The sequence below is a fragment of the Streptomyces sp. NPDC093591 genome, assembly GCF_044764885.1.
Classification (GTDB): domain Bacteria; phylum Actinomycetota; class Actinomycetes; order Streptomycetales; family Streptomycetaceae; genus Streptomyces.
Genome location: NZ_JBIWIY010000026.1, coordinates 1 through 21,798 on the forward strand (window position 1 = coordinate 1; position 21,798 = coordinate 21,798).

Sequence of the window (21,798 nt, forward strand, 5' to 3'; positions counted from 1 at the left end):
GCCGGTGGCCGTTCATCTATGCGGGCACCATCCCGATGCCGGAGCAAACCCCCGGATCAGGTCGAACCCGTACACCATCTCCCTGGACGCAACCCCACTCTGACTCGCCTCTGGCAGCCCTCCAACCCGAACTGTGTGTGATCGCCGGTCGACACCCGAATCACACACAGCAGGGCCGTTCCCTGGGCCACTGAGCAGTTCCTCTGGGGAGAATCTGGGGAGTATGCGCGTCTCCGGGGAGCGCGTGGGGAGAATCGACTGCGCACCGAGGCACGAACCTGAACAACCACGAAAGAAGGATCTACGCAGGCCAGAGACCCGATCCGCCACGTTTCCGCAGGTCAGGCCCGCCCGGTAGACGACTTCAAGAAGATCTCGTCCTGGGCGGCCATTTTGTTCGCTCCGACGCTGGTCGGGACGATCTACGGGATGAACTTCAAGTACATGCCGGAGTTGCACTGGGTGCTCGGATATCCCTTCGCGATCGCCCTGATGGGGGTGGTGTGCACCAGTTTGTACGTCATCTTCAAGCGGCGGGATTGGCTCTGAGTAAGCACCGTGGAGGGCTGCAGCCTTGAGCTCGTGCAACTCCGATCGAGGGCGCACATGACGCGTTCGGGGCCGCTGGGAGTGTGTGGGGAGAATGAGCCGCGCTCCGTTGGGACGGTCTCCTGCGATCGTGGGCCTTGGCATGCGAGAGCCTCGCCGACTGCGATGGCGTCTGGGAGTGCCGACGGTCACGGACCGTAGTGGCCTTCCGGGCTGAAACACCAAAACGGATGGGCCGCAGCGACGTGCTGTGGCCCATCCGTTTGCGCGGGTTGCGCGAGTGGTGGTCTACGCGGCCGCGACAACGGCGGCAGGTTGGCCGGGCAAGGCATCGATGGCCCCGCACCCCTTCCCGCCGGCCTCGGGCATGAAGTGTGCGTAGTAGTCCAAGGTGATGGTCGGGCTCGAATGGCCCAGCCAGCGGGCGAGTGTGACGACGGACTCGCCCGCTTCGGGGATGACCGAGGCATACGTGTGCCGGAGCACGTGAAAACCGTCCTTGCGAGACGCCTTCCACCGCTCGCCCTTCGAGCGAAGGGCGTTGCCGTACGGCGTGGTGAGGACGAGCGGGAACTTCTGCGTCTCACGCTCGGGTTCCGGGCCACCCCACGGCAGCTCGACCTCGACTGCGGGGTACTCCATGAAGTACTGGGCAAGCGCCGCTGCGACCGCCGGAGGCATGTCGACGACGCACGTCTTGCCGCCCTTCGGCAAAGTGAAGTACGCGGCCGTTGCGGTGTCCGTGGTCTCGGTGACGGGCCCTCCCCCATGTCGCGCAAACGTCCCGTGAGTGAGGCCACCGGGCCGTGCCTCGGCACCTGCGCCAAGAGCCACTTTCCACAAGTCATTGCCGCCACTTGGGCCACTGATGACCTTCCGTCACCGAGGATCGAAGTGGCGATCGGGAGCAGGCACTCGCCTAACGCATGCACGAATCGCTATATGTTAATGTCGCCAAGTCGCCCGAGCGGGAGAACCACGGGCGGCCGCGAGTACGAGCAAGGAGCCCCCATGAGCACTGCCACCGAGCACCACACCCACGAGGACCACGCGCACTCCCACGGCGCCGACTGCGGCCACGTCGCCATCCCGCACGGCGGCCACACGGACTACGCCCACGACGGCCACATCCACCGGCTGCACGACGGCCACGTCGACGAGTGCGCCGCCTCCGGTCACGCCGTCCACGAGGGCCATGACCACCAGCACGGCGAGGGCTGCGGTCATGTCGCCGTACCGCACGGCGACCACACCGACTACGTCCACGACGGCCACCGTCACGCCGCCCATGACGGGCACTGGGACGACCACTGACGAGCCGGGCCCATCAGCCCTACGCCACAGGAACCGCCTCAGAACTGGAAATCATTGCCACATGCTAATGTGTGCATGTGACAACGACTTCCCCTCCCCCGTCGGACGAGCCGGCCCAGGACCTGCAGGCGGCGAGCGAATTGCTGCGCGCACTGGCCTCACCCGTACGCGTGGGCATCGTGCGCGAACTGTCCGACGGCGGGAAGTACGTCCATGAACTGGTCGCCGCCCTGGGCGTGAGCCAGCCGCTGGTCTCCCAGCACCTGAGGGTGCTGCGCACCTCCCGGATCGTCACCGCCCGGCGCCAGGCGCGCGAGACGCAGTACACGCTGACCGACGACCATGTGGCCCACATCGTGCTGGACGCCATCCGGCACGCCCAGGAGTAGCGACCACCGTCACGCGACGCAGCACCACCTCGACGGCCGCCCGGCTTATCACTGGGCGGCCGTCAGTGAGTTTCGGCCCACTCTGTGGCCGGCCTCGGCCGGCGGCGTCAGGATGACGTGACGGTCAGTACACGAGTGAGCGCGCTGTCGGGGCGCGCGGTGAGTTCCTCCCAGGTGCCCTCCTCCGCGATACGGCCGGCTTCGAGGACGGCGATGCGGTCGGCCCGGCGAATGGTGGCGGGGCGGTGGGCGATGACGATCGTGGTGCGGTGCCCCTTGCCGAGCGCAGCGGCGAGTTGGGCGTCGCCGGCGTTGTCGAGGTGAGCGGTGGTCTCGTCGAGTACGAGGACCCTGGGTTCGGCCAGCAGGGCGCGGGCGAGAGCGATGCGGGCGCGCTGGCCGCCGGAGAGGGTGGAGCCGCGCTCGCCGACGAGGGTGTCCATGGGGGCGACCTGATCGACGCCGCACAGTCGGGCTGTTTCGGCCAGGAGGTGTTCGTCGGCATCGGGTGCGACGAGGCGCAGGTTCTCGGCGAGGGTTCCGTGGAAGAGGGGGGTGTCCTGGCCCACCACGGCGACAGCACTGCGGAGTTGGGCGTCGGTCAGGTCGCGGAGGTCGACGGGGTCGTGGCCGTCGGGCACCAGGTGGACTGCTCCTGTGGACGGATCCCAGAAGCGGGCCAGCAGGTGAGCGCAGGTCGACTTGCCGGCTCCCGAGGCGCCGACCAGGGCGAGGGTCTGCCCCGCCGGCACCGTCAGCTCGACGCCGTCCAGCACGGGCAGGCCCCCGTAGTCGAAGCTCACCTGGTGAATCCGGACACCCAGCGGTCCCGGTGGAAGCGGGCGGGGTGAGGCAGGCGGCGGGGCGAGCGCGGGCGCCTTCAGGGCCGCGTCGACACGGGCGGCCGCAGCGCGCAGTCCCACCGCCTGGCTCAGTGCCCGGGCCGACTCGGCGACCGGGCCCAGCACCGACAGGGCCAGCGCCATCGCCGCCGGGGCCCACGCGCCGTGCAGTCGCCCGGCGGTGACGGACTGGGCCGCGGCGGCCACCACACCGAGGACCGCGAGCACGATGAGTGCGTCGCGGACGGCTGCGGCCGTGGCCTCCCAGGTGGCCTCGGCCCGCTGAGCCTCGCCCACCCGTCGGCCCTGTTCGGCGAGCTGACCGCGTCGCTCGGCCAGTCCTCCGAAGGCGAGCAGTTCACGCAGCCCGTCGACGGTTTCCACCGTGTCGGCCGAGAGCTTCGCGGTCGCCGCTCGGGTGCGGGCTCCCCGTTCTGCGCGCCCGCGCGCGTCGGCGAAGGGCGCCACGGCGAGCAGCGCGGCGACCGGCAGCACTGCCACCAGCAGCCACGGTTCCACCGTGGCCAGCGCCGCGGCTCCGCCGGTGAAGACCACGCCGGAGGCGAGGAGTTGGGCTGTGGTGTGGGCGTAGAAGAACTCGAGTGCCTCCACGTCGGCCATCGCGGTGGCGGCCAGGTCTCCGCTGCGCTTGCCGGCCACGCGGGCGGGTGCGCTGCGGGCGAGCCCGTCGAAGATCCGCACGCGCAGTTCGGCCAGCACCCGGTAGGCAAGGTCGTGCGAGAGGTCCATCTCGCGCCAGGTCATCAGGGCGCGGACGAGGACGAGCACGACGAGAGCGGTGACCGTACCGGCCGAGGGGGCGTGGTCCTCGATGACGGCGGTTCCGACGGTGTGCGCGGCCAGCGTCAACAGGGCGACCAGTGAGCCCTGTTCGAGCAGGGCGGCGGCACAGGTGCGGGCCGTCATGGACCGGTGCCCGGCAAGGGCGGGCAGCAGGGCGCGCAGTGAGCCGCGCGCGGGCAGGGAGACGTCATGGGTGCTGGTCATGCGGCGAGACCTTCCTCGTGGGTACGGCCGGCCTTGACGAGTTCGGCGTAGACGCCTCCGGCTTCGACGAGGGCGGCGTGTTCGCCGACGGCGTCCACGTGTCCGCCGTCCAGCACCACGATGCGGTCGGCGTGCCGCACGGCGGCGAGCCGGTGGGCGACCACCAGGACGGTCCGGCCGCCCGCGGCGTCGAGCAGCTCGCGGACGATGTCGGCCTCGCGGCGTTCGTCGACGGCGCTGGTGGCCTCGTCGAGGACGAGTACCGGGGCATCGGCGAGCAGGGCACGTGCGAGGGCGAGCCGCTGGCGCTGGCCGCCGGACAGGGTGGCGCCGCGTTCGCCGAGGACGGTGGCGTAGCCGTCGGGGAGGGCGGCGATCTCGTCGTGGATGCCGGCGGTGCGTGCCGCCCGTTCGAGCTCGTCGTCCGTGGCGGCCGGCCGGGCCAGGCGCAGGTTGTCGGCGATGGTGGCGTGGAAGAGGTACGTCTCCTGGGAGACGACGGCGATGCCTTGGCGCAGCGAGTCGAGTGCGTACTCGGCCACGTCGCGGCCGCCGATCATGATGCGGCCCTGCTGCGGGTCGCGGTGGCGCAGGAGCAGGGCGAGCAGCGTGGATTTGCCGGCGCCCGACGGGCCGACGATCGCCGTGGTGCGCCCGGTCTCGGCGGTGAAGGTGACCCCGCTCAGAGCGGGTACGTCCGTGCCGTCGTAACTGAACTCGACGTTCTCGAAGCGCAGTTCGGGCGGGCTCGGCCAGTGCGCCTGGGCTGTTCCCGTGTCGGGGACGGCGGGTGCGGCGGTGCGCAGCGCCGCGAGCCCGTCCGCGGCCGACACACCCAGGTATCCGGCGTGCCACTCGCGGGACAGGTCGCGGACGGGCCGGAAGCACTCGGAGGCGAGGAGCAGCACCAGATAGGTGCCCGTCGCCGTGGTGGATCCGGTCACGGCCGACCAGCAGGCGAGCAGCGCGGCGGCCACGACGCCGCCCTGGATGGCCAGATCGGTCAGGCCGGTGTCGACGAGCGACACGCGGAGCTTGGCGACGGTCGCCCGGTGCAGGGCCGCCGAGCGTTCCTCCAGTCGCTCCCGGGTGCGCGTGACGGCGCCCGCGGCCCGCAGCACGGGCATGCCCTGCAGGGCTTCGAGGTAGTCGGCGCCCAGGCCCTCGTAGGTGTCCCAGTGTTCCTTGCCGCGCTTGGCGAGGAGCCGGTCCCAGGCGCGCGGTCCGGCCAGGGCGAGCAGCAGGGCGGGGAGGAGGCCGAGGAGCGCGCGCGGTTCGATGGCGGCCAGGGCGGCGAGCAGCAGGGGCGGCACGGTGAGGGTGATGAGGAGCTGGGGCAGGTAGCGGGAGACGTAGGCGTCGACGCCCTCGACCCCGTCGACGAGGGTGGTGCGGACGGCGCCGGCGCGGGCGGTGGTGAGATGCGCGGGCCCCAACTGCCCGATTCGGGCGAGGAGTTCGTCCCTCAGGTGCACCCTGACCTGTGCCCCGGCGCGGGTGGCGGTACGTCGCTGCCAGGTGCCGAGCACGGCCCGGCCGACGACGACGCCGAGCACGGCCCCGAGGAGCAGGGGGAGCCGGTCCGTGTCGCCCCGGGCCAGGTCGGCGAGGGCGACGGCGAGCAGCACGGCCTGCGCAAGGTGGGTGAGGGTGACGGCCCCCTGCAGGAGGGTTGCCGCGAGCAGAGGGCGCCGGGCGTGCCCTGCGGCACGGCGCAGCTCGGGGTGGACGATCACGGGGTCCTCTCCTCGGGGTGGGTGGTGCCGAGGGCCAGGCCGTGGACGATCCAATCCTTGCCCGGCGCGGCGCCGAGCGCGGCGCCCAGGTCGGCCTGCTGCCAGGAGCCGACGGGGCGGGCTGCCAGCCCCTGTCGTACGGCGGCCATGTGGGCCAGGTGGACGGCGAATCCGGCGCGCAGGTGTGCCCGGCGGATCTGCGGGGCTTCGGCGTCCGTCGGGCAGCCGTACCCGAGCAGGACGGCGCCGGCCTCCGCGATCCATGCCTGACCCGCGGCCCAGACGGCGAGCGTCGGCCGGGCCTCCCCCGCGGCGAGACGTCGCAGTGTGCCGTCCGGTGCCAACTCGGCCAACTGGGGCTGCGGTTCGCCGACGGCCACGCACCAGGAGAGCTCACCGGCGCCGGCGTCGGCGGCGGTGGCGAGCAGCGCCCGCAGAACGTCCCGGGGCGGGGTGCCTCGCAGCGGTGGCGGGGCGCTGCGGCGGGTCAGCAGCTCGTGGGCCGTGGGCCTGTCCGCCATAGGGCCGGCTCTCTCGGGGGCGGCGGCCCGACCTGGCCGCTCGGCTGGGTGAGCCTCCTGGGGCAGGCCGAAGTGCACTGCGGCCACGGGATCCTCGGTGAGCCCGTCCAAGCGAAGTACGGCTTTCGGGACGCCCAGCGCCTGTCCGGCGAGCACCAGCGCCGCGGCGGCGTGCCCGGTGTCCAGGAGGATCAGCGGCGAGGCGCGGTGGCCGTAGTGGGAGACCGTACGTCGCGGAGTGACGGAGAGTTCGGCGGTCGCTCCGGGCGACGCGTCATCGGAAACCGGGCCGAGACGGTGCACGCGATGCGCCACCGGGTCGTAGCCGTAGCGCCCGGGCGGCAGCGAGCAGTCGGTGCCTACGACAAGTCGGGTGTCCACGGGGTGCAGTGCGCCCGCGGACGGGGCGGGCCGCAGCCGACCGGCACCGTCCACGGCGGTCAGCGAAAGGCGGAGCAGCCGCCCCAGATCCAGCTCCCCGGGACCGGGCTCCGGCAGGCGGCGCGGCGGCCCCGGCCACGCGCGCACGGCGCGACCGGCGGGCGTGTCGGGGCCGGGCTGCTCGGGAGAACGGGCGCGGGCGAGGGCGGTGACGAGATCCACGGGGCGGCCCTCACATGTGGGGCGGAGGAGCGAGCGTGAAGTCCTCCGGCCCGGTCGGGGCGGTCGTACGCCAGCCACGTTCGACGGCGGCCTCGGCCAGGCGCGGGCAGCCGAAGTAGCCGAAGGCGGCGGGCGCGTTGGGTATGAGCCCGGAGACGAGGACCCGGGCGACGCGCAGCGGGGTTTCGGCGACGTCCTCCGTCGTCACGTCGAACGTCATGACGCGATGGCTCCGGTCGTGGAGCGCGCGCTGCAGCCGGGACCGGCTACCGGGCTCGACCGCTTCGATGGACACGACCCCGTGCGCGGGCTCGGTGAACCGCCGTGCCTCGGGCGCCATCCGCTCGTCCAGCCATACCTGCACGTGCGCGCCCAGGTCCCGTACGTGCTCGAACTGTTCGCCGCAGGCGTCCAGGTAGCGGCCGTCCTCGCGGTGGTCCAGGTAGAGGCCGCGGGCGAGGAGCCCGGCCTCGACGGCCTGGAAGACCCAGCCGTCGGGGTCGGTGAGGCCCTGGGTGAACACCCAGGTGTGGACGGCTTCGAGCACGGCCTTGCGGGCGGCCTCGGCCGGGTCGTACTTGCAGGCGAAGCCGGCGGCGTACAGGCCGAGTCGGGGGTCGTGGACGAGTGCGGCCATGCAGGGGGCGAACTCCGAGGGCATCTCGACGAGCCATACGTCGAGCCGGCAGCCGGCGAGGTCGTCGGTGAGGCCGGGCACGCTGGCCGGGTCGATGCCGCGGGTGGGGCCGTCGAGGTGCCACCACAGTTCGAGCGCGTCGCGTTCGACGATCTCCAGCAGGCCGCGCTCGACGGCGTCGTCGAAGCCCTGTCCGGTGGCGATGCCCGCGTAGTTGAGGTGGTGGGTGCGGGGCAGCGAACGGAGTTCGCCCTGACGCCAGTTGAGGTGGGTGAGTGCGACGGGTGCCCAGACCTCGGTTGTCTCCCCGCCGGGCAGCCGTTCCTGGCCGCGCGTCCACAGGGCGGGCGTGTCGGCGGTGAGGGGGCGGTAGGGGAATTTCTCGCGCGCGTACTGCCAGTCGGCGTACGCGGGCAGTTCATCCGGTCCGTACAGCCGCAGGCCCTTCTCGGCGAGCTCGGCGGCCGTGGCGCGCAGTGGTGCGTCGGGGTGGCCGGGCGGCGGCACGCGGTTGCCGCAGTACCGTTCGACTCCCTCGGCTATGGCGGCTGTGCGGGCGCCTTCGGGGTCGCCGAAGGTGGTGCCGAGCGACACCCGGTCGGCGGGCCACAGCCCGAGCTTGCGTGCGTCGGCGATCTCGGCGGTGAGCGCGGTGTAGCGGGGCGGGGCGCCCGCGGGGTGTTCGACGGGCTTGACCTTGCGGACGATGCCGCAGACGGGGTCGACGAGAGCTTCCAGCGGCAGCGGCGTCATCGCAGGATCTCCTCTGCGGGATCGGTGGGAGTGGGACGGGTACGGAGCACGGGCAGCCGCAGCACCACGCGCCCCGGGTCGACCGTGCGTCGGGAGGCGAGCAGCCGGGTGGCTGTGACCGGGTTGTCACCGGTGTGGGGGTTGCGGGCGTGGGCCGGGAAGTGGTGCCCGGCGATCTCCAGGCGGAGCCGAGTGCCCGCCGGCAGGCGCCGCGCGAGCCGGCCGAGCGCCACGCTGAACTCGGCGGCCCGACCAGGAGGGTCCGCACGCCGCACGACGCCGACGGCCAGCCGCTCGGCCGTGCCTTCGGGGGTGACCGCGACGAGTCTGGCGAACCAGTCGGCGGAGGGTGTGTCGGCGGTGGCCTTCAGTCGTACCTCGGCGGGTCCGACGACGTCCAGCGGGCGCGGCAGTGGTGCGGTGACGAGCAGACAGCGGTCGGGCGGGCCGTCGGCGGGGACGGTCAACTCCCCCGATGACACGGGTCGTTCGGGATCGGCGGTGAAGGAGGCGCCGTGCAGCAGCCGTACGTCCGGGCTGTACGGCTCTCCCTCCGTGCCGGCGGACACCCACAGAGGGCTGCCGCCCAGGCCGCCCGCACCGCGCTTCCCGTGCCCGAGTTCACCGGCGAGGGCGAGTCGGGCCCAGCGTGCGTAGAGGTCGCCGAGACTCACCCGGTGTGCCGGTGTGGCGTCGAGTCCGGGCGTGGCGACGAGGCCGTGTCCCCAGGGGCCCATCAGCAGGCGCGCCGAGGGCCCGCCCCAGTGGCGCCACAGCGTGACGGTGTCCTCGGCGAAGTGGTCGTGGTGGCCGCCCACCGCGAGCAGGGGCATCCCAGCAACGCCCGCCCGGGAGCCGAACCGGCCGCGCTCGTGGTCCCGCCACACGCCCGGCCAGGAGGGAAGCTCGCGGCCCAGTCGCGCCGGGAAGTCGCTCACCGGCAGGTGCGCGAGCAGCCCGGGGTCGGCCGCGAGGGCCTTCTCCAGGGCCTCCTCGTCCGAGTCGCGCCGGTCGCCGTGGGCCGCCCACCACCCGGCGCGGGCCGCCAGCCGTTCCACACCCGAGGATTCGCGCGCCGTCTCGGCGAAGCCCAGCGCGGGCACGGCCGCGATGACCGCGTCGGGGCGGGCGTCCTCGGGCGCGTCGAGAGCGAGCGCGAGGGCACAGTGAGCTGCGTAGGAGGCGCCTGCCGCCACCAGCCGCCCATTGCTCCAGGATTGTCGGCGGATCCAGAAGGCGGTTGTCGCTCCGTCGGCGGCCTCGTTCTCGTACGGGTGCCACTCCCCCGCCGAGCCATGCCGACCGCGTACGTCCTGGGCCAGTGCCGCGAACCCGCGCCGCGCCCAGCCGCGCAGCTCGGCGTGGTGGCGTCGCCGATCGTACGGCGTGCGGATGAGGACGGCCGGGAAGGGGCCCTCCCCGTCCGGGAGTTGAATGTCGGTGGCGAGGCCCTCGACCGCGGCGGTGAACGGCGTCATCCGGCCTTCTCGGGCATCGGGGCGACGTCGGGGACGGGCAGTACGGGATGCTCGGTGACGGTCAGCGTGCGCAGGTCGACACGCCGAAGTCGGCGCCGGGTGGGCAGGCCGCCGGTGTCGGGGGCGTCGGTGGCCCACCGGGTGAGGTCGTCGGCGAGCAGGGCGGCGAGCAATCCGGCTGCCGGGGTTTCGAGGCGGAAAGATTCGCCGGATGTACGAGGGCCGATCCAGTAGGCGTCCAGCTCGCGGTGCGCGGGCGTGGCGGCGAGCCGACGGGCACGGACGTGGGCCGAGGTGACGTCTCCTGCGGCAACCGCGAGCGGCTCGACGTATGCCTGCCAACCCTCGCGATGGCAACGCAACCAGGCGATACCGCGCTCGGGCAGCCGGTCGGCGGCGTCCCACAACCCTTGGGGCACGGGCCCGTCCAGGCACCACACCACGGCGGCGGGCTGTCCGTCGGCCGCATCGTCGGGCTCCGCCGCCCGCGGCTCGGCACCCGCGGCCCGCAGGTACGCGGCCAGCGGCTCGGTCAGGACGGAGTCGCCCACCAGCCGGACGTCCCGGCGCCTGGCCGGCCATGCCGTGTGCCGCGGGCGTTCTGCGAGGTATCCGGCGTCTTCGAAGGCCCTGACGAGGCGGTCGAGTTCGGCGTCCGGCCCGTCCGTCACCGCACCGGAGAGCCGGGCGAGCAGCGCCTCCTGGTCCGCCTCGCCGACCCGCACGCTGAGGAACTCCCCGTCGGCCGTACGGACGGCGAGACCCCGTCCGGGCACGGCTACGACCTCGACACCGGGTGCGAGCTGGCTGCGGGACACGTCGGTTCTCCTGTCGGGAAGGGCCGTGGAGGTGGGTGTGGGCCCGCCCGGAAGGCATCGGGCGGGCCCACGAATCAAGGGCGCTTACCCCTTGCTCACTCCTCGGTGTCGTCGAAGGGGTTCTCGACGAGCGCGTTGGAGTGGGAGGCCGAGTCGTGGGCCAGCTGACCCGGGTCGGCGATCGGCGCGAAGACCTGCTCGTTCTCCATGAACTCTCCTTATTCCAAGGGAAGTTGCGGCGTTCGGGTGAGCGCCACACGGAGAACCTAATGAATATGATTATCATTTACTACCCCTGGAAGAGGGTGATCCGGGTAACACACCGGCCAGCCGCCCTCGGGATCCTCACCGACCCGGCCCGCCACCTGGAGGACATCCGCCAGCAGCCCGGGGGTGACCACCTCCTTCGGCGCCCCGTCGGCCACCACGCGGCCGTCCCGCAGGGCGACGATCCGCTCGGCGAACCGGGCGGCGTGCGCCAGGTCGTGCAGCACCATCACGACGGTGAGACCGCGCTCCTCGCGCAGCCGCACCACGGTCTGCAGGACGTCGAGCTGGTGGTGCAGGTCCAGGTAGGTGGTCGGCTCGTCGAGCAGCAGGACGCGGGTGTCCTGGGCGAGTGCCATCGCGAGCCGGACCCGCTGCCGCTCGCCGCCGGACAGCGCGTCGATGTCGCGCTCGGACCACTCCTCCACACCGACGTCACGCAAGGCACGCTGCACCACGGGGTCGTCGCCCTCGCGCAGCATGCCGAGCGGACCCCGGGCCGCGTACCGCCCCTGCCGCACGAGCTGCCGTACGGTCATGCCGGGGACGGCCGGGGCCGACTGGTGCAGCAGCGCGACCCGCCGGGCGGTGGCGCGCCGGGAGAGCCGGACGAGGTCGTCCCCGCCGAGCAGGACGCGCCCCTCGTCCGGCCGCAGCAGCCCGGCGGCCAGCCGCAACAGCGTTGATTTGCCACAGCCGTTGAGCCCGATGAGGGCGGTCAGTTCGCCCGGTGCGACGGTCATGTCGACGCCGCGCAGCACAGGTCGGGCGGGGTAGCCGAAGCGGACCCCTTCGACGCGGATCCCCACGGGCTCGGTCATGCTTCCCTCCGTCGACATCAGAACGTATGGCTCGGCGCGCGGCGCACGACGACCAGCAGCAGCGCGGCCCCGAGGCAGGTGGTCAGTGCCCCGACCGGTAGCGTGAGCCGCCCGAAGTCCAGCGCGATGGCCAGCAGGCGTGACAGCAGCTGCGCCGCAGCGTCCGACCCGCACACCACGGCCGCCCCCACCAGGGCGGCACCGGGCAGCGACACCCGCAGGTCCGCACCGAACACCGCCACGGCGACGTGCGGCACGAGCAGCCCGACGAACCCCAGCGCCCCGACGGCGGCCACCGCACCCGCGGTCAGCGCCACCGCGCACAGCAGGGCGAGGGTCCGGGCCCGTCGGGTGGACAGCCCTGCGGCGGCGGCGAGTTCGTCCCCGCAACGCAACAGGGTCAGCGGGCCGGCGAGCAGCCATGCCGCGGCACCCCAGGCCAGCGCCCAGGGCCACAGCAGGTGCCAGTGCTGCCACACCCGGCCCTCCGTCGTACCGACAAGCCACTGCACGACGCTGCCCAGCTCCCCCGGCGCGACCAGCAGCACCATGGCGGTGAGTCCGCCGAGCACCGCCGAGACGAGGACCCCGTGCAGGGCGGTCTGCGCCGGGTCGCCCCGGCCACGTCCGGCGAGCAGCCACAGCAGCGCAGCCCCGGTGCAGCCGCCGACGCACGCGGCGACGACCACGGCGAGGGGCGATTCCCACCCCGCGAGGCCGAGGCCGGTCGCGGTGACGGCCCCTAGTACCGCGCCCGGCGTCACACCCGTGACCTCGGGCCCGGCGAGGGGGTTGCGCAGCGCGGACTGCAGGACCAGCCCCGCGACGCCCAGACACGCTCCCGCGCCGAGGGCCACGAGCAGCCGGGGCATCCGCAGTTGGAACAGGATGTGCCGTTCCGTCGCGTCGCCGCCTCCGCCGAGTACGTCCCAGACCACGGCCGGGGACATGCCTCGCCCAGCCAAGAGTTCGGCGCAGGCGCATACGATGACGAGCGCGACGAGCGCCGCGAAACGCCGGTTCACCGGGCCTCCCCCACTGTGGTCGCCCCGCCGGACTCGGAGCGCACGGCACCGGAACCCGCCGCCCGTCGCAGGGCGGCCGGCCTCCGGTTGCCCGACCGGAGCAGGGCGACTCCGGCCGGTACGCCGACCAGGGCCGTCCAAGCGCCGACCGGCGTCTCGACGGGCGCCAGCGCGAGCCGGGCCGGGACGTCGGCGACGGCCACCACGACCGCGCCCCACGCCGCCGACCAGGGCAGCCAACGCACCGCGTCCGCAGCGGGGTTGAGCCGCCGCGCCAGGTGCGGGGCGAGAAACCCGACCCATGCCACCGGCCCGCACACGGCCGTGACCGGCGCGATCAACACGACGGCGATGGCCAGCGCGGCCAACCGCGCCCGCTGTGCCCGGACGCCCAGCGCCTCGGCGTCCTCGTCCCCCAGCCGCAGCACCGAGAGAACCGGCGCGCACAGCACGAGCGCCGGTACCGCGACCAGCAGCCAGGGCCACAGCCCGGTGACGTCGTCCCAGGTGCGCGCGGACAGGGAGCCGAGCAGGTACCGGTAGATCAGCTGGAGGTCGAGCTGGTCGGCCATCACCATCAGCACCAGCAGCGCGGCCTGCAACGCGGCGGCGACCGCCGCCCCGGTGAGCAGCACGGCCGACGGGCTGCGCCCCAACCCGGCGGCGAGCAGGGTGAGTCCGCCGCCGATCACGGCCCCACCGATCGCCAGCAGCGGTTCGACGGCCGCAGGAATGGACACCGCCAGCACCAGCGGGGCGGCGACCCCGAACGCGGCTCCCGACGACACCCCCAGCATCTCGGGGATGGCCAGCGGATTGCGCAGCGCCTCCTGCAGCACGAGCCCGGCAGCACCCAGGCAGGCCCCGGCGACCAGCGCCAGCACCAGCCGGGGCACACGGAGTTCGGTGACGACGATCCCGGCGAGGGAGGCGTCGGCGTCCCGCAGCGCACCGGGCAACTGGTGCGGCGGCACATAGGGCGTGCCCAGGCTCAGCGCGCAGCCTGAGGCGACGGCCAAGAGCGCGACCAGGACGGGGAGTTGCCACGACCTTCCGGAACGCACGGCCCCCCGCCCACGCGTGGCCACGTCACCCGCTGCGTCCTTGGCCGCAGGGGGTGCACTCACCGCAGCGCGGCCATGGCCTCGTCGAGCACGATGCCGAGCGAGCGGGTGCCGCGCCCCTTGGCCCACACCTCGGAGTTCACCTCGTGGACGTCCCCGTTCTTCACTGCCGGGATCTTGCCCCACAGCGGGTTCTTGGCCAGCTTCTGCGACAACTTGCCGTCCGCCTCACCGAAACTGATCGTCTCGGAGAAGATCACGTCGACGTCCGCCGCGAGGATCTCCTCGAGGCTGTAACTCCCCTCCACGCCACGCGACTTCCACGGGTAGTCGGCCAGCTTGGGGAACAGGCTGGCCGCCACGTCCGTCTCCGGGGTGGCGACGCCGAAGTTCGCGTCACTGCCGTAGATGACGATCGCCGTCTTGTCGCTCCTGGTCTGCTCGGCCTTGGCGAGCTTGGTACGGAAGGTCTTCTCGGCCTTCTCGCCTTCGGCGGTACGGCCGGTGAGCGCGGCGGCATCACGCAGGTAACCCACGCTGTCCTGCCAAGTCTCCGGCTGCATGGGCCAGAACGTGGTCGCACCCTTCAGCGCCGGAGCGAGCTTGCCGTGGGTGTCTTCCAGGCCGATCACGAGATCGGGCTTGTGGGAGAGGATCGCCTCCACCTCCGGCGCGATGAAACCGCCGGGAATGACGTCGACCTGCTTCGCCTTCTCCTCACCCAGGAAGTCGGGGTGGGCGAGCAGTGCGCTGTTCGTGGCCGTGGGGACGATGCCCAGCTCGGTCAGGATGTCGTCGCAGAGCGCGAAGAGGCAGACGATCCGCTCCGGTTCCTTCTTCAAGGAGATCTTGACGCCGTTCGCGTCCGTCAACTCCCGCGTGGCCTTGATGGGTTCGACGGTGACGTCGGTCTTCGGCCCGGCCGCGCCAGCGTTCTGCTCACTCGCGGGTTCGGTGGACGCGCCGCATCCGACCAGGACCGACCCCACTACCGCTGCGGCGATGCAGCTACGGACGAATCTCGACGGTGAGCGCAGCATCGATGCCCTCGCTTCTTCCTTGATGGTCCCCAGACCCACCGAACATACATGATAATCGTTTTCACCAAATCCCCTTTCAACGATGGAGGCAACGATGACCACCGCTCCACTGCTTCTCGTCTCCGACCACGTGGGGGGAACCGTCCATGTGCTGACCGTGCCGGACGGCACCCAGACGGGCCGCCTCACAGGCCGCCATCTCTCCGAGCACGCCGGATTCCTGGCGCTGCCCGGCGGCCGGGTGGCCTGCGTCGACGACCGCAGGGGCGAGCTGCTGGTGCTCGACCCGTTCGGCCACGAGCTGGTGCAGGCCGCGATTCCGGTCGCCGTGCCGGCCGAGCACCTCGCCGTCGACCCGTCCGGCCGATGGGTGGCCGTCACCACCGGCCTGGGCAAGAACACCGAGCCGTGGTCGGACCTGCTGACAGTCGTAGACCTCATCACCGAAGACGCGGCCCGGGTGCGCACGCGCGTGGGCGAGCCGGGAGTGACCGTACTCGGCGACGGCGACCCCCTCGTCATCCTGCGGCACAGGGAGCCCGGCGCCCTGACCTCCCATCGGTTCGCCGACCTGCTCGGCACACCGCCCGGCTGCCCGACGGTAGCCGCCCACGCACACCTCCCCCTCCCGGACGACGGGCACGGAGATGCCCAAGCCCCGGACCGCGGCCAAGTGTTCGCGGCCACCGGCGAGGGGGTGCACCGGGCACGCCGTAAGGGCGACGCACTCCTCGCGGAGCCGGTGATCCCGTGGGGCTCGCCCGCCCGGGGCTGGTACCTGCGCCTCGACCCACGGCGGCCGGTCCTGTGGTCGACGCTACGAGGAGGCCCCGCGGACCCCCTCCGCTGGCCGGAGTGGACGAACCAGGCGTGGCGTCACGACCTGGACACCGACCGTACGACCCTGACAGAACTCGGCCCGGGGCTGGTCTTCCGGCTGGCCCTCGCCAAGGACCACACCGCCTTCACCCGCATCCACCCGGACGGCGACGAACTGATCCTGCTGGACGCCGACGGCAAGACCGCCCGCCACCTCCCCCTCCCAGCCATGGACGGCGCACCCCGCCTCGGCGGCACCCCCTGGGAGGGCGTCCAACGCCGGGCGGTGGCAGCCTCACCGGGCGGGGACTGGGTCGCCGTCACCCGCGGCGGTCATGGCGAGGTTCACCTCTTCGATGCCCGAACGGGCAGCGAGGCGGCTCGCTTGAAGCTGGGCACACCCTTGCATCACGGCGGCCACGCGGTACTGCGCACACAGACCGACAGGGCCGAAGGTGACCCCGTGGGCCGGTAACAGTCGATCGACACCGGACTGACCACCCTCGAGTGGATCCGGAACCCAACCGAGGGGCCGCGGCCGCCCCTGGGGCGCGCAAGGTCCGCCGCGTCGTCGGCCTGATCGCCGAGCGCATCCCCGATTCGCACTGAGCGAGGCCGAGGCGCATGTGCAGCGGGCCTGCGCCGCCCGGCGGAGACAGCCGCCTGGTCCACCGCACCCAGCCCCTCGCCTCCCGCAGGCCCACTTGGCTGCCGAACACCGCTGTACAACCGAACAGACGGACGCACCCATGTCCGTCGACGCCCCTCTTCGCTCACGGCCTGCTTCCATGCGGCAGACGCATCCCGTTCAGGCCAACCAGGACATGGCCCGCGCCCCGAGCGAGAGCGGAGGGGTCCCGACCAGACCTCGAGAATGACACCGATGATGAACACCCCCGGCAATAGCGCAGTTTTGTACGACCACCAGCTTCCGGGCGCGGCGTGAGAGCGCAACGGCGGTGGGCCCTGGGCACGTTCGTCGCCGAGCCCAGCCCACAGGCCCTCTGAACGAATGCATGAATCTGCATTCACATGGACATGGATTTCATTGTCATCTAGCTTGGGGTCACCGATTCGGCGAATGCCAGGAGGTGACCTGCGTGGACGGGCGAAGGACCCCGCAACGGTCGGCGGTCATGCACGCGCTGGCAAGCTGCCAGGACTTCGTATCGGCCCAGGAGCTGCACAACCGGCTCGTCGAGAACGGCATCCGCATCGGCCTGACCACGGTCTATCGCGCCCTGCGCGGTCTCGAGGCGTCCGGCGGCGCGGACGTCGTGCGCGACGACGCCGGCGAACGGCTCTACCGGACCCGGCCGGCCGACGGCCACCGCCACTACCTGCTGTGCCGCGCCTGCGGCCGCAGCCGCCCCGTGGACTCGGACGTCGTTGAGGAGTGGGCCGGACGGATCGCCGCCGCCACCGGCTACGCGGCGGTCGAGCACACCGTCGAACTCACCGGCGTCTGCACCACCTGCCAGCCCTCCGGGGCCGAAGGAGAACCGCCATGGCACTGGGAACACGCCCCGGACACCCCCGGCCGAGCCCGCAGCTGCGCGAGCTGAAGGAGACCGTGCGCACCCTGCTCGCGCTCGACGACGACACCGCCGTCATGATCCGCCGGCTGACCTGCACGGAACCGGGCTGCCCGCCGGTCGAGACCGTCGTCGCCGTACTGCCGATGGACAGCACGGCTCGCCGCTGGACGCTGCACCAGCCCACCGACCAGATCACCAAGGCCGACCTGCGGGCCGCCCTGCTCAACACTCAACCGCGCTGAGTGGAACCCGGCTTGACCACTCCGGACCACACCCGCGACGCACGCGCCCCCGTCACCGTCCTCACCGGCACAGATCTGATCTGCCTTATAGGCGCTGCCTGTCAGTCGGTTCCGGCGGGGACGGCCATCGCCACCCGCATCGTGCAGGACATCTCTCGGTAACTGGCTGTCCAGACGCAAACGCTGCCTGGATGCGAGGGAATGCGAGCCGGGCAGCATGGCTCCGTCGTTTCAGCCGGTTTTCCGGCTGTTGGGCAGGTCGAGGCGTGGGCGAGGGCCGTTCGCGGAGGACGAGGATCCGAGGGGTCAGCGCCTGCGGCCGGCGTGCAGTTCCAGCCGCTCCCCTTCGAAGCGGGTGCGGAAGTCACGGTCGTGCGACACCGCGACCACCGCTCCTGGGTACGTGGCGAGCGCCGTCTGAAGGTCCTCGACCAGGTCGAGCGCGATGTGGTTGGTCGGCTCGTCGAGGACGAGGAGGTCCGCGGGCCGGGTCACCAGGCGGGCGATCTGCAGACGCCGCTGCTGGCCCACGGACAGGGCGGCGACCGGGACGTGCAGGTCCTCCTCGCGGAACAGTCCCAGCGCCAGGAGCTTTTCTGCGTACTCCGCCGGCTGTCCGGGCCGCCCGGCAGCGAACGCGGCGAGCAGCGGGAGCCGCGTGGAGTGCGCGGGCAGTTCCTGGGCGAGGTAGCCGATCCGGGCGGGGCGGCGTGCCGTGCCGGCGTCCGGCTCCAGGTCGCCCGCCAGGACGCGCAGGAGCGTCGTCTTGCCCGCGCCGTTCTCGCCCGTGACCAGCAGCCGCTGTCCGGGAGCTATCGCAAGGAGCCCGTCCAGACGCAGCCGCTCGCCGACCCGTATGCCGTCGAACTCGGCGACGGGGCCCTGGGCGGGGCCGTCTGCCGGCGACAGCGCCGTGGTGAAGCGGAGTGGTGCCGGCGGCTCGGCCACCGGGTTGCGCCGCAGCTGGGCCAGGCGCTCCCGGACGGAGCGCACCTGCCCGCCGAGCTTCGCCTCGCTGGACCGGCGGTGCTTGCCGAAACCCTGCTTCGGGTCGCGGCCGGTGGTGGCAAGCCGCCTCCCTGCGGCCTCGAGCAGTTCCTCCATACGGGCCACCTCCTCGACCCAGTCCGCGTACCGCTGCTCGGCGCCGCGCCGGGCGGCGGCCTTCGCGGCGCGGTAGCCGGCCCAGCCGTCGCCGTACCGGAGCACCGTGCGCGTGTCCCGGTCGACCTCGAGGATGGTGGTGGCGACGCGTTCCAGGAAGCCGCGGTCGTGGGTGACCGCCACGACGGTGCCGCGGTGTGCGCGCAGGTGCTCCTCCAGCCAGTGCACGGCCGCCGCATCGAGGTGGTTCGTCGGTTCGTCGAGGAGCAGCAGTTCGGGGTTGGCGGCCAGGACGCAGGCGAGCGCGAGCCGCGACTGCTCGCCGCCGGACAGCGAGCCGAGCAGGCGGTCGCGGGTGATCCGGGCGAGCCCGAGCCCGTGCATCGCGGCATCCACACGGGCGTCCGCCTCGTATCCGCCGCGTTCCTCGTATGCGGTCAGCAGGTCGCCGTACGCGGCGAGTTCCTCTTGCGTTGCCTCGCCGAGGGACTCCTCCGCGCTCCGCAACTGGTCCTCCATGTCGCGCAGTTCGGCGAGGGCGAGGTCGACGGCGTCCTGCACGGTGCGGTCCGCGCCGAGGTCGAGGGTCTGAGCCAGGTGGCCGGTGCCGCCGGGGAAGCTGACGGTGATCTCCCCGGCGTCCGGCGTCTCAGCAGCGGCGAGCAGCCGCAGCAGGGTGGACTTGCCGGAGCCGTTCTCGCCGATGACGGCGGCCTTCTCGCCCGGACGGACGGTGAAGCAGACCTGGTCCAGGACGGTCCGGGTGCCGTAGGACTTGGTGACGTCCTTGACGGACAGCTGCGCCACGGCAGCGGGGGCGACGGTGGGCACGGCGGTATGGGCGCGGTCGCGCATATGGCTTCCCTGGGCATATGAAGGGTCTACGGGCGGCGGAAACGGCGGCATCGGCCGTGCCGTGACTCAGACGAAGAAGAGGAAAGCCATGCCCTCACCATAACAAGACGAACCGTCTCGCCTCAATTCAGATCCGGGGCCCCCGGTGATCGCGAAGTCCGCCACAAGAACCCGGAGAGGGCCCGCTCGCCCCCGGCGACAGCGGACCGGCTCGCCACCCTCGGCTCCTGAGTGACCATCGCCGCGCATGCGCTCGCCCGCCACACCTGGCGACCTGACGCCTCATCCGCGAGCGTCAGATCAGATACGCGTCACAGTTTCAGGTCCGACTTGCTCCCAGTGCACGAACACCAGGCTGGATCCAGCCCCAAAGCTTGAACACAAATTACACACATCCCCTCTACACACCGGGCCCCGATGGTCTAGATTGACCGTGCTTCAGCTGTTCGGATCACGAAGCGGACAGTAATGATCTATAGGTCCGGCGCTACGGAAAACCAGCAGTCGCGTCCCCGGCGCCAGACGTGGGGGTGATCAATTCTTGGAGCCCGAGACGGGGCCTTGGGTGCGGGGAGCACCCGGGAGCATCCGAGGTTTCGACGGGATCCCGCACACCTTGAGAGTTCGGCAGGACATGCGAATCCGCTGCCGCCAGGGTGAGTTGTTCAAGTAGCGCTGAAATAGCCGGGATGTCATGCGCGGGAGGCGGGGGCCTCCCGAGGGGAGGAACAGCGCGGCGCGGGGGGCGGGGGTGCCTCCCGGGGGGAGAAGCAGTGTTAGGCGAACACGTCGAACCACTGGTGACCTGGGGGGTCCTGTGCAACAGGGGGAATTAGTCGACCCGTTTCCGTCGGCGCGCGGGCGTCTGGCGAACGGGGCGATCAGCCGGCCCGCGATCGACTGGGAGCAGCGGTACCGCCGTACCGTGATCATGAGCGATACCGTGGCCACCGCTTTCGTGGTGGCGGCGATCGGCAACTTCTTCGGGGCCCGGGACGCGGCCAACTGGCATGAGAAATGGGGAATTCTCGCATTCGGCACCGAGCTGCTGGTGCTGGGGGCACTCGCGGTGAGCCGATCTTGGGCTCCGGCCGTGCTCGGCCAGGGGGCCGAGGAATTCCGCCGGCTCGGACGCTCACTGTTCATGGCGACCGTCGTACTGGCGCTCGGCGGTATCGCCCTCACCTCGCGCAACATCAAACTCTGGATCTTCGTCGCGATCCCCGCGATCGCACTCATCACCATGATCGCGCGGTATCTGCTGCGCCTCCGGCTGCACAAACAGCGGAAGGAAGGGCGGTGCCTGAGACCGGTGCTCGCTGCCGGGAGCCCGGACACCGTGCGCGACCTGATCACCCGGACCCGCAAGTTCCCGCACCTCGGCTGGCGGGTGGACGCTGTGTGCACGACGGACGGACTCGGGCTCGACGGTGACCATCTGGACGGGGTGCCGGTCGTCGGGCAACTGGAGGACGTCGCCAAGCACGTGCGCCACGACGGCTACCGGGTCGTCGCGGTCACCCCCGACCCGCACTGGTCACCGGACCGGCTGCAGCGGCTGGCCTGGAACCTCGAAGGCAGCGACGCCGAAATGGTCGTGGCCCCCGTGCTGATGGAGGTGGCCGGCCCGCGGCTGCACGTCGACGCGGTGCTCGGGATCCCGCTGCTGCGGGTCAGCATGCCGGCCTTCACCGGGGGCCGCCGGGCGGTCAAAGGGGTCGTCGATCGGATAGGCGCAACGTTTCTGCTGATGCTGTTCGCGCCGCTGATGGTGTTCGTCGCGGTGCTCGTGCTGATGGACAGCCGGGGTGGGGCGTTCTACCGCCAGCGCAGGGTCGGCAAGGACGGTCGTGAGTTCACCATTCTCAAGTTCCGCACCATGGTCGACGGGGCCCACGGGGCACGAGCCGAGCTCGCCGACCGCAACGAGGGTGCGGGGCTGCTGTTCAAGGTCCGCCGGGATCCGCGGGTGACCCGGGTGGGAGCGGTGCTGCGCCGGTACTCGATCGACGAACTCCCGCAGCTCTTCAACGTACTCACCGGATCCATGTCGCTCGTCGGTCCGCGGCCTCCCTTGCCGGAGGAGTCCGCCGCGTACGGCCCGGACATCCGGCGGCGGCTGCTGGTCAAGCCCGGACTCACCGGCCTGTGGCAGATCAGCGGACGCAGCGACCTGCCGTGGGAGGAGGCGGTCCGCCTCGACCTGCGGTACGTGGAGGACTGGTCGCTCGCCCTGGACGCGGTGATCTTGTGGAAGACGCTGCGTGCGGTGATCCACGGCCAGGGGGCCTATTGATGCGCGGGGGCCGTCGTCCGGCCGGCGCTCGGACCGCGGGCCATAGCGGCCTGCATGGGGGGATCGCAGGTCACAAGGG

The 21,798-nt window shown here is 72.0% G+C and carries 19 protein-coding genes and 1 pseudogene; 7 read left to right on the forward strand and 13 right to left on the reverse strand.

All coding sequences use genetic code 11. From position 1 onward, the window contains the following. Positions 1-357: 357 nt before the first annotated feature. Positions 358-549, forward strand: a pseudogene (locus ACIREI_RS41165) (CorA family divalent cation transporter); the annotation flags it as partial. Positions 550-837: 288 nt separating this feature from the next. Here ACIREI_RS41165 and ACIREI_RS41170 read toward each other — a convergent pair. Next, the gene (locus ACIREI_RS41170; RefSeq protein ID WP_403344753.1) at positions 838-1,191 is read right to left on the reverse strand and encodes a hypothetical protein; all 354 of its coding nucleotides are present in this window, start codon (positions 1,189-1,191) and stop codon (positions 838-840) included. 369 nt (positions 1,192-1,560) lie between these two features. On the opposite strand from ACIREI_RS41170, the gene ACIREI_RS41175 reads away from it, so the two are divergent. Next, positions 1,561-1,863 carry a hypothetical protein gene (locus tag ACIREI_RS41175; RefSeq protein WP_403344756.1) on the forward strand — a complete coding sequence of 101 codons (303 nt, stop codon included), beginning with the start codon at positions 1,561-1,563 and terminating at the stop codon, positions 1,861-1,863. 77 nt (positions 1,864-1,940) lie between these two features. After that, positions 1,941-2,252, forward strand: coding sequence for an ArsR/SmtB family transcription factor (locus tag ACIREI_RS41180; protein ID WP_403344759.1), 312 nt, complete (start codon positions 1,941-1,943; stop codon positions 2,250-2,252). Positions 2,253-2,359: 107 nt separating this feature from the next. Here ACIREI_RS41180 and ACIREI_RS41185 read toward each other — a convergent pair whose 3' ends face one another. The 11 genes from ACIREI_RS41185 to ACIREI_RS41235 all read right to left on the reverse strand — a co-directional run bounded on the left by ACIREI_RS41185 (position 2,360) and on the right by ACIREI_RS41235 (position 14,865). Beyond that, complete coding sequence (locus ACIREI_RS41185; RefSeq protein ID WP_403344762.1) at positions 2,360-4,102, reverse strand: ABC transporter ATP-binding protein; 1,743 nt, start codon at positions 4,100-4,102, stop codon at positions 2,360-2,362. After that, complete coding sequence (locus ACIREI_RS41190; RefSeq protein WP_403344765.1) at positions 4,099-5,838, reverse strand: ABC transporter ATP-binding protein/permease; 1,740 nt, start codon at positions 5,836-5,838, stop codon at positions 4,099-4,101. The genes ACIREI_RS41185 and ACIREI_RS41190 overlap by 4 nt, the downstream gene beginning before the upstream one ends. Next, on the reverse strand, positions 5,835-6,962 hold the full coding sequence (locus ACIREI_RS41195) for a SagB/ThcOx family dehydrogenase (RefSeq protein WP_403344768.1): 1,128 nt from the start codon (positions 6,960-6,962) through the stop codon (positions 5,835-5,837). The genes ACIREI_RS41190 and ACIREI_RS41195 overlap by 4 nt, the downstream gene beginning before the upstream one ends. Before the next feature lie 10 nt (positions 6,963-6,972). Then, entirely contained in the window at positions 6,973-8,352 is a 1,380-nt protein-coding gene (locus tag ACIREI_RS41200; RefSeq protein ID WP_403344771.1) for a YcaO-like family protein, read from the reverse strand. After that, complete coding sequence (locus ACIREI_RS41205) at positions 8,349-9,830, reverse strand: CocE/NonD family hydrolase (protein WP_403344774.1); 1,482 nt, start codon at positions 9,828-9,830, stop codon at positions 8,349-8,351. The genes ACIREI_RS41200 and ACIREI_RS41205 overlap by 4 nt, the downstream gene beginning before the upstream one ends. Further along, complete coding sequence (locus ACIREI_RS41210; protein WP_403344777.1) at positions 9,827-10,648, reverse strand: hypothetical protein; 822 nt, start codon at positions 10,646-10,648, stop codon at positions 9,827-9,829. The genes ACIREI_RS41205 and ACIREI_RS41210 overlap by 4 nt, the downstream gene beginning before the upstream one ends. A gap of 95 nt (positions 10,649-10,743) precedes the next feature. Then, positions 10,744-10,857: a streptamidine family RiPP gene (amiA, locus tag ACIREI_RS41215; RefSeq protein WP_004004115.1), complete on the reverse strand. Its 114-nt coding sequence runs from the start codon at positions 10,855-10,857 to the stop codon at positions 10,744-10,746. Positions 10,858-10,914: 57 nt separating this feature from the next. Then, positions 10,915-11,736, reverse strand: coding sequence for an ABC transporter ATP-binding protein (locus ACIREI_RS41220; protein WP_403344780.1), 822 nt, complete (start codon positions 11,734-11,736; stop codon positions 10,915-10,917). A 17-nt stretch (positions 11,737-11,753) separates the two neighbouring features. Next, positions 11,754-12,761 carry a FecCD family ABC transporter permease gene (locus ACIREI_RS41225; protein WP_403344783.1) on the reverse strand — a complete coding sequence of 336 codons (1,008 nt, stop codon included), beginning with the start codon at positions 12,759-12,761 and terminating at the stop codon, positions 11,754-11,756. Further along, positions 12,758-13,780: a FecCD family ABC transporter permease gene (locus ACIREI_RS41230; protein ID WP_403344963.1), complete on the reverse strand. Its 1,023-nt coding sequence runs from the start codon at positions 13,778-13,780 to the stop codon at positions 12,758-12,760. The genes ACIREI_RS41225 and ACIREI_RS41230 overlap by 4 nt, the downstream gene beginning before the upstream one ends. A 104-nt stretch (positions 13,781-13,884) precedes the next feature. Further along, the gene (locus tag ACIREI_RS41235) at positions 13,885-14,865 is read right to left on the reverse strand and encodes an ABC transporter substrate-binding protein (RefSeq protein ID WP_403344965.1); all 981 of its coding nucleotides are present in this window, start codon (positions 14,863-14,865) and stop codon (positions 13,885-13,887) included. 94 nt (positions 14,866-14,959) lie between these two features. Between ACIREI_RS41235 and ACIREI_RS41240 the strand changes: the two genes are divergently transcribed. The 3 genes from ACIREI_RS41240 (at position 14,960) to ACIREI_RS41250 (ending at position 17,464) form a co-directional block, all read left to right on the forward strand. Then, the gene (locus ACIREI_RS41240) at positions 14,960-16,159 is read left to right on the forward strand and encodes a YncE family protein (RefSeq protein ID WP_403344786.1); all 1,200 of its coding nucleotides are present in this window, start codon (positions 14,960-14,962) and stop codon (positions 16,157-16,159) included. A gap of 625 nt (positions 16,160-16,784) precedes the next feature. Continuing rightward, positions 16,785-17,249, forward strand: a complete 465-nt coding sequence (locus tag ACIREI_RS41245; protein WP_403344789.1) for a Fur family transcriptional regulator — start codon at positions 16,785-16,787, stop codon at positions 17,247-17,249. Further along, complete coding sequence (locus tag ACIREI_RS41250) at positions 17,192-17,464, forward strand: hypothetical protein (RefSeq protein WP_403344791.1); 273 nt, start codon at positions 17,192-17,194, stop codon at positions 17,462-17,464. The genes ACIREI_RS41245 and ACIREI_RS41250 overlap by 58 nt, the downstream gene beginning before the upstream one ends. Before the next feature lie 306 nt (positions 17,465-17,770). On the opposite strand, the gene abc-f is transcribed toward ACIREI_RS41250, so the two are convergent. Next, entirely contained in the window at positions 17,771-19,423 is a 1,653-nt protein-coding gene (gene abc-f, locus ACIREI_RS41255) for a ribosomal protection-like ABC-F family protein (protein ID WP_403344794.1), read from the reverse strand. Positions 19,424-20,240: 817 nt separating this feature from the next. Here abc-f and ACIREI_RS41260 point away from each other — a divergent pair. Further along, on the forward strand, positions 20,241-21,719 hold the full coding sequence (locus ACIREI_RS41260) for a sugar transferase (RefSeq protein ID WP_403344797.1): 1,479 nt from the start codon (positions 20,241-20,243) through the stop codon (positions 21,717-21,719). The last annotated feature ends 79 nt before the right edge of the window (positions 21,720-21,798 follow it).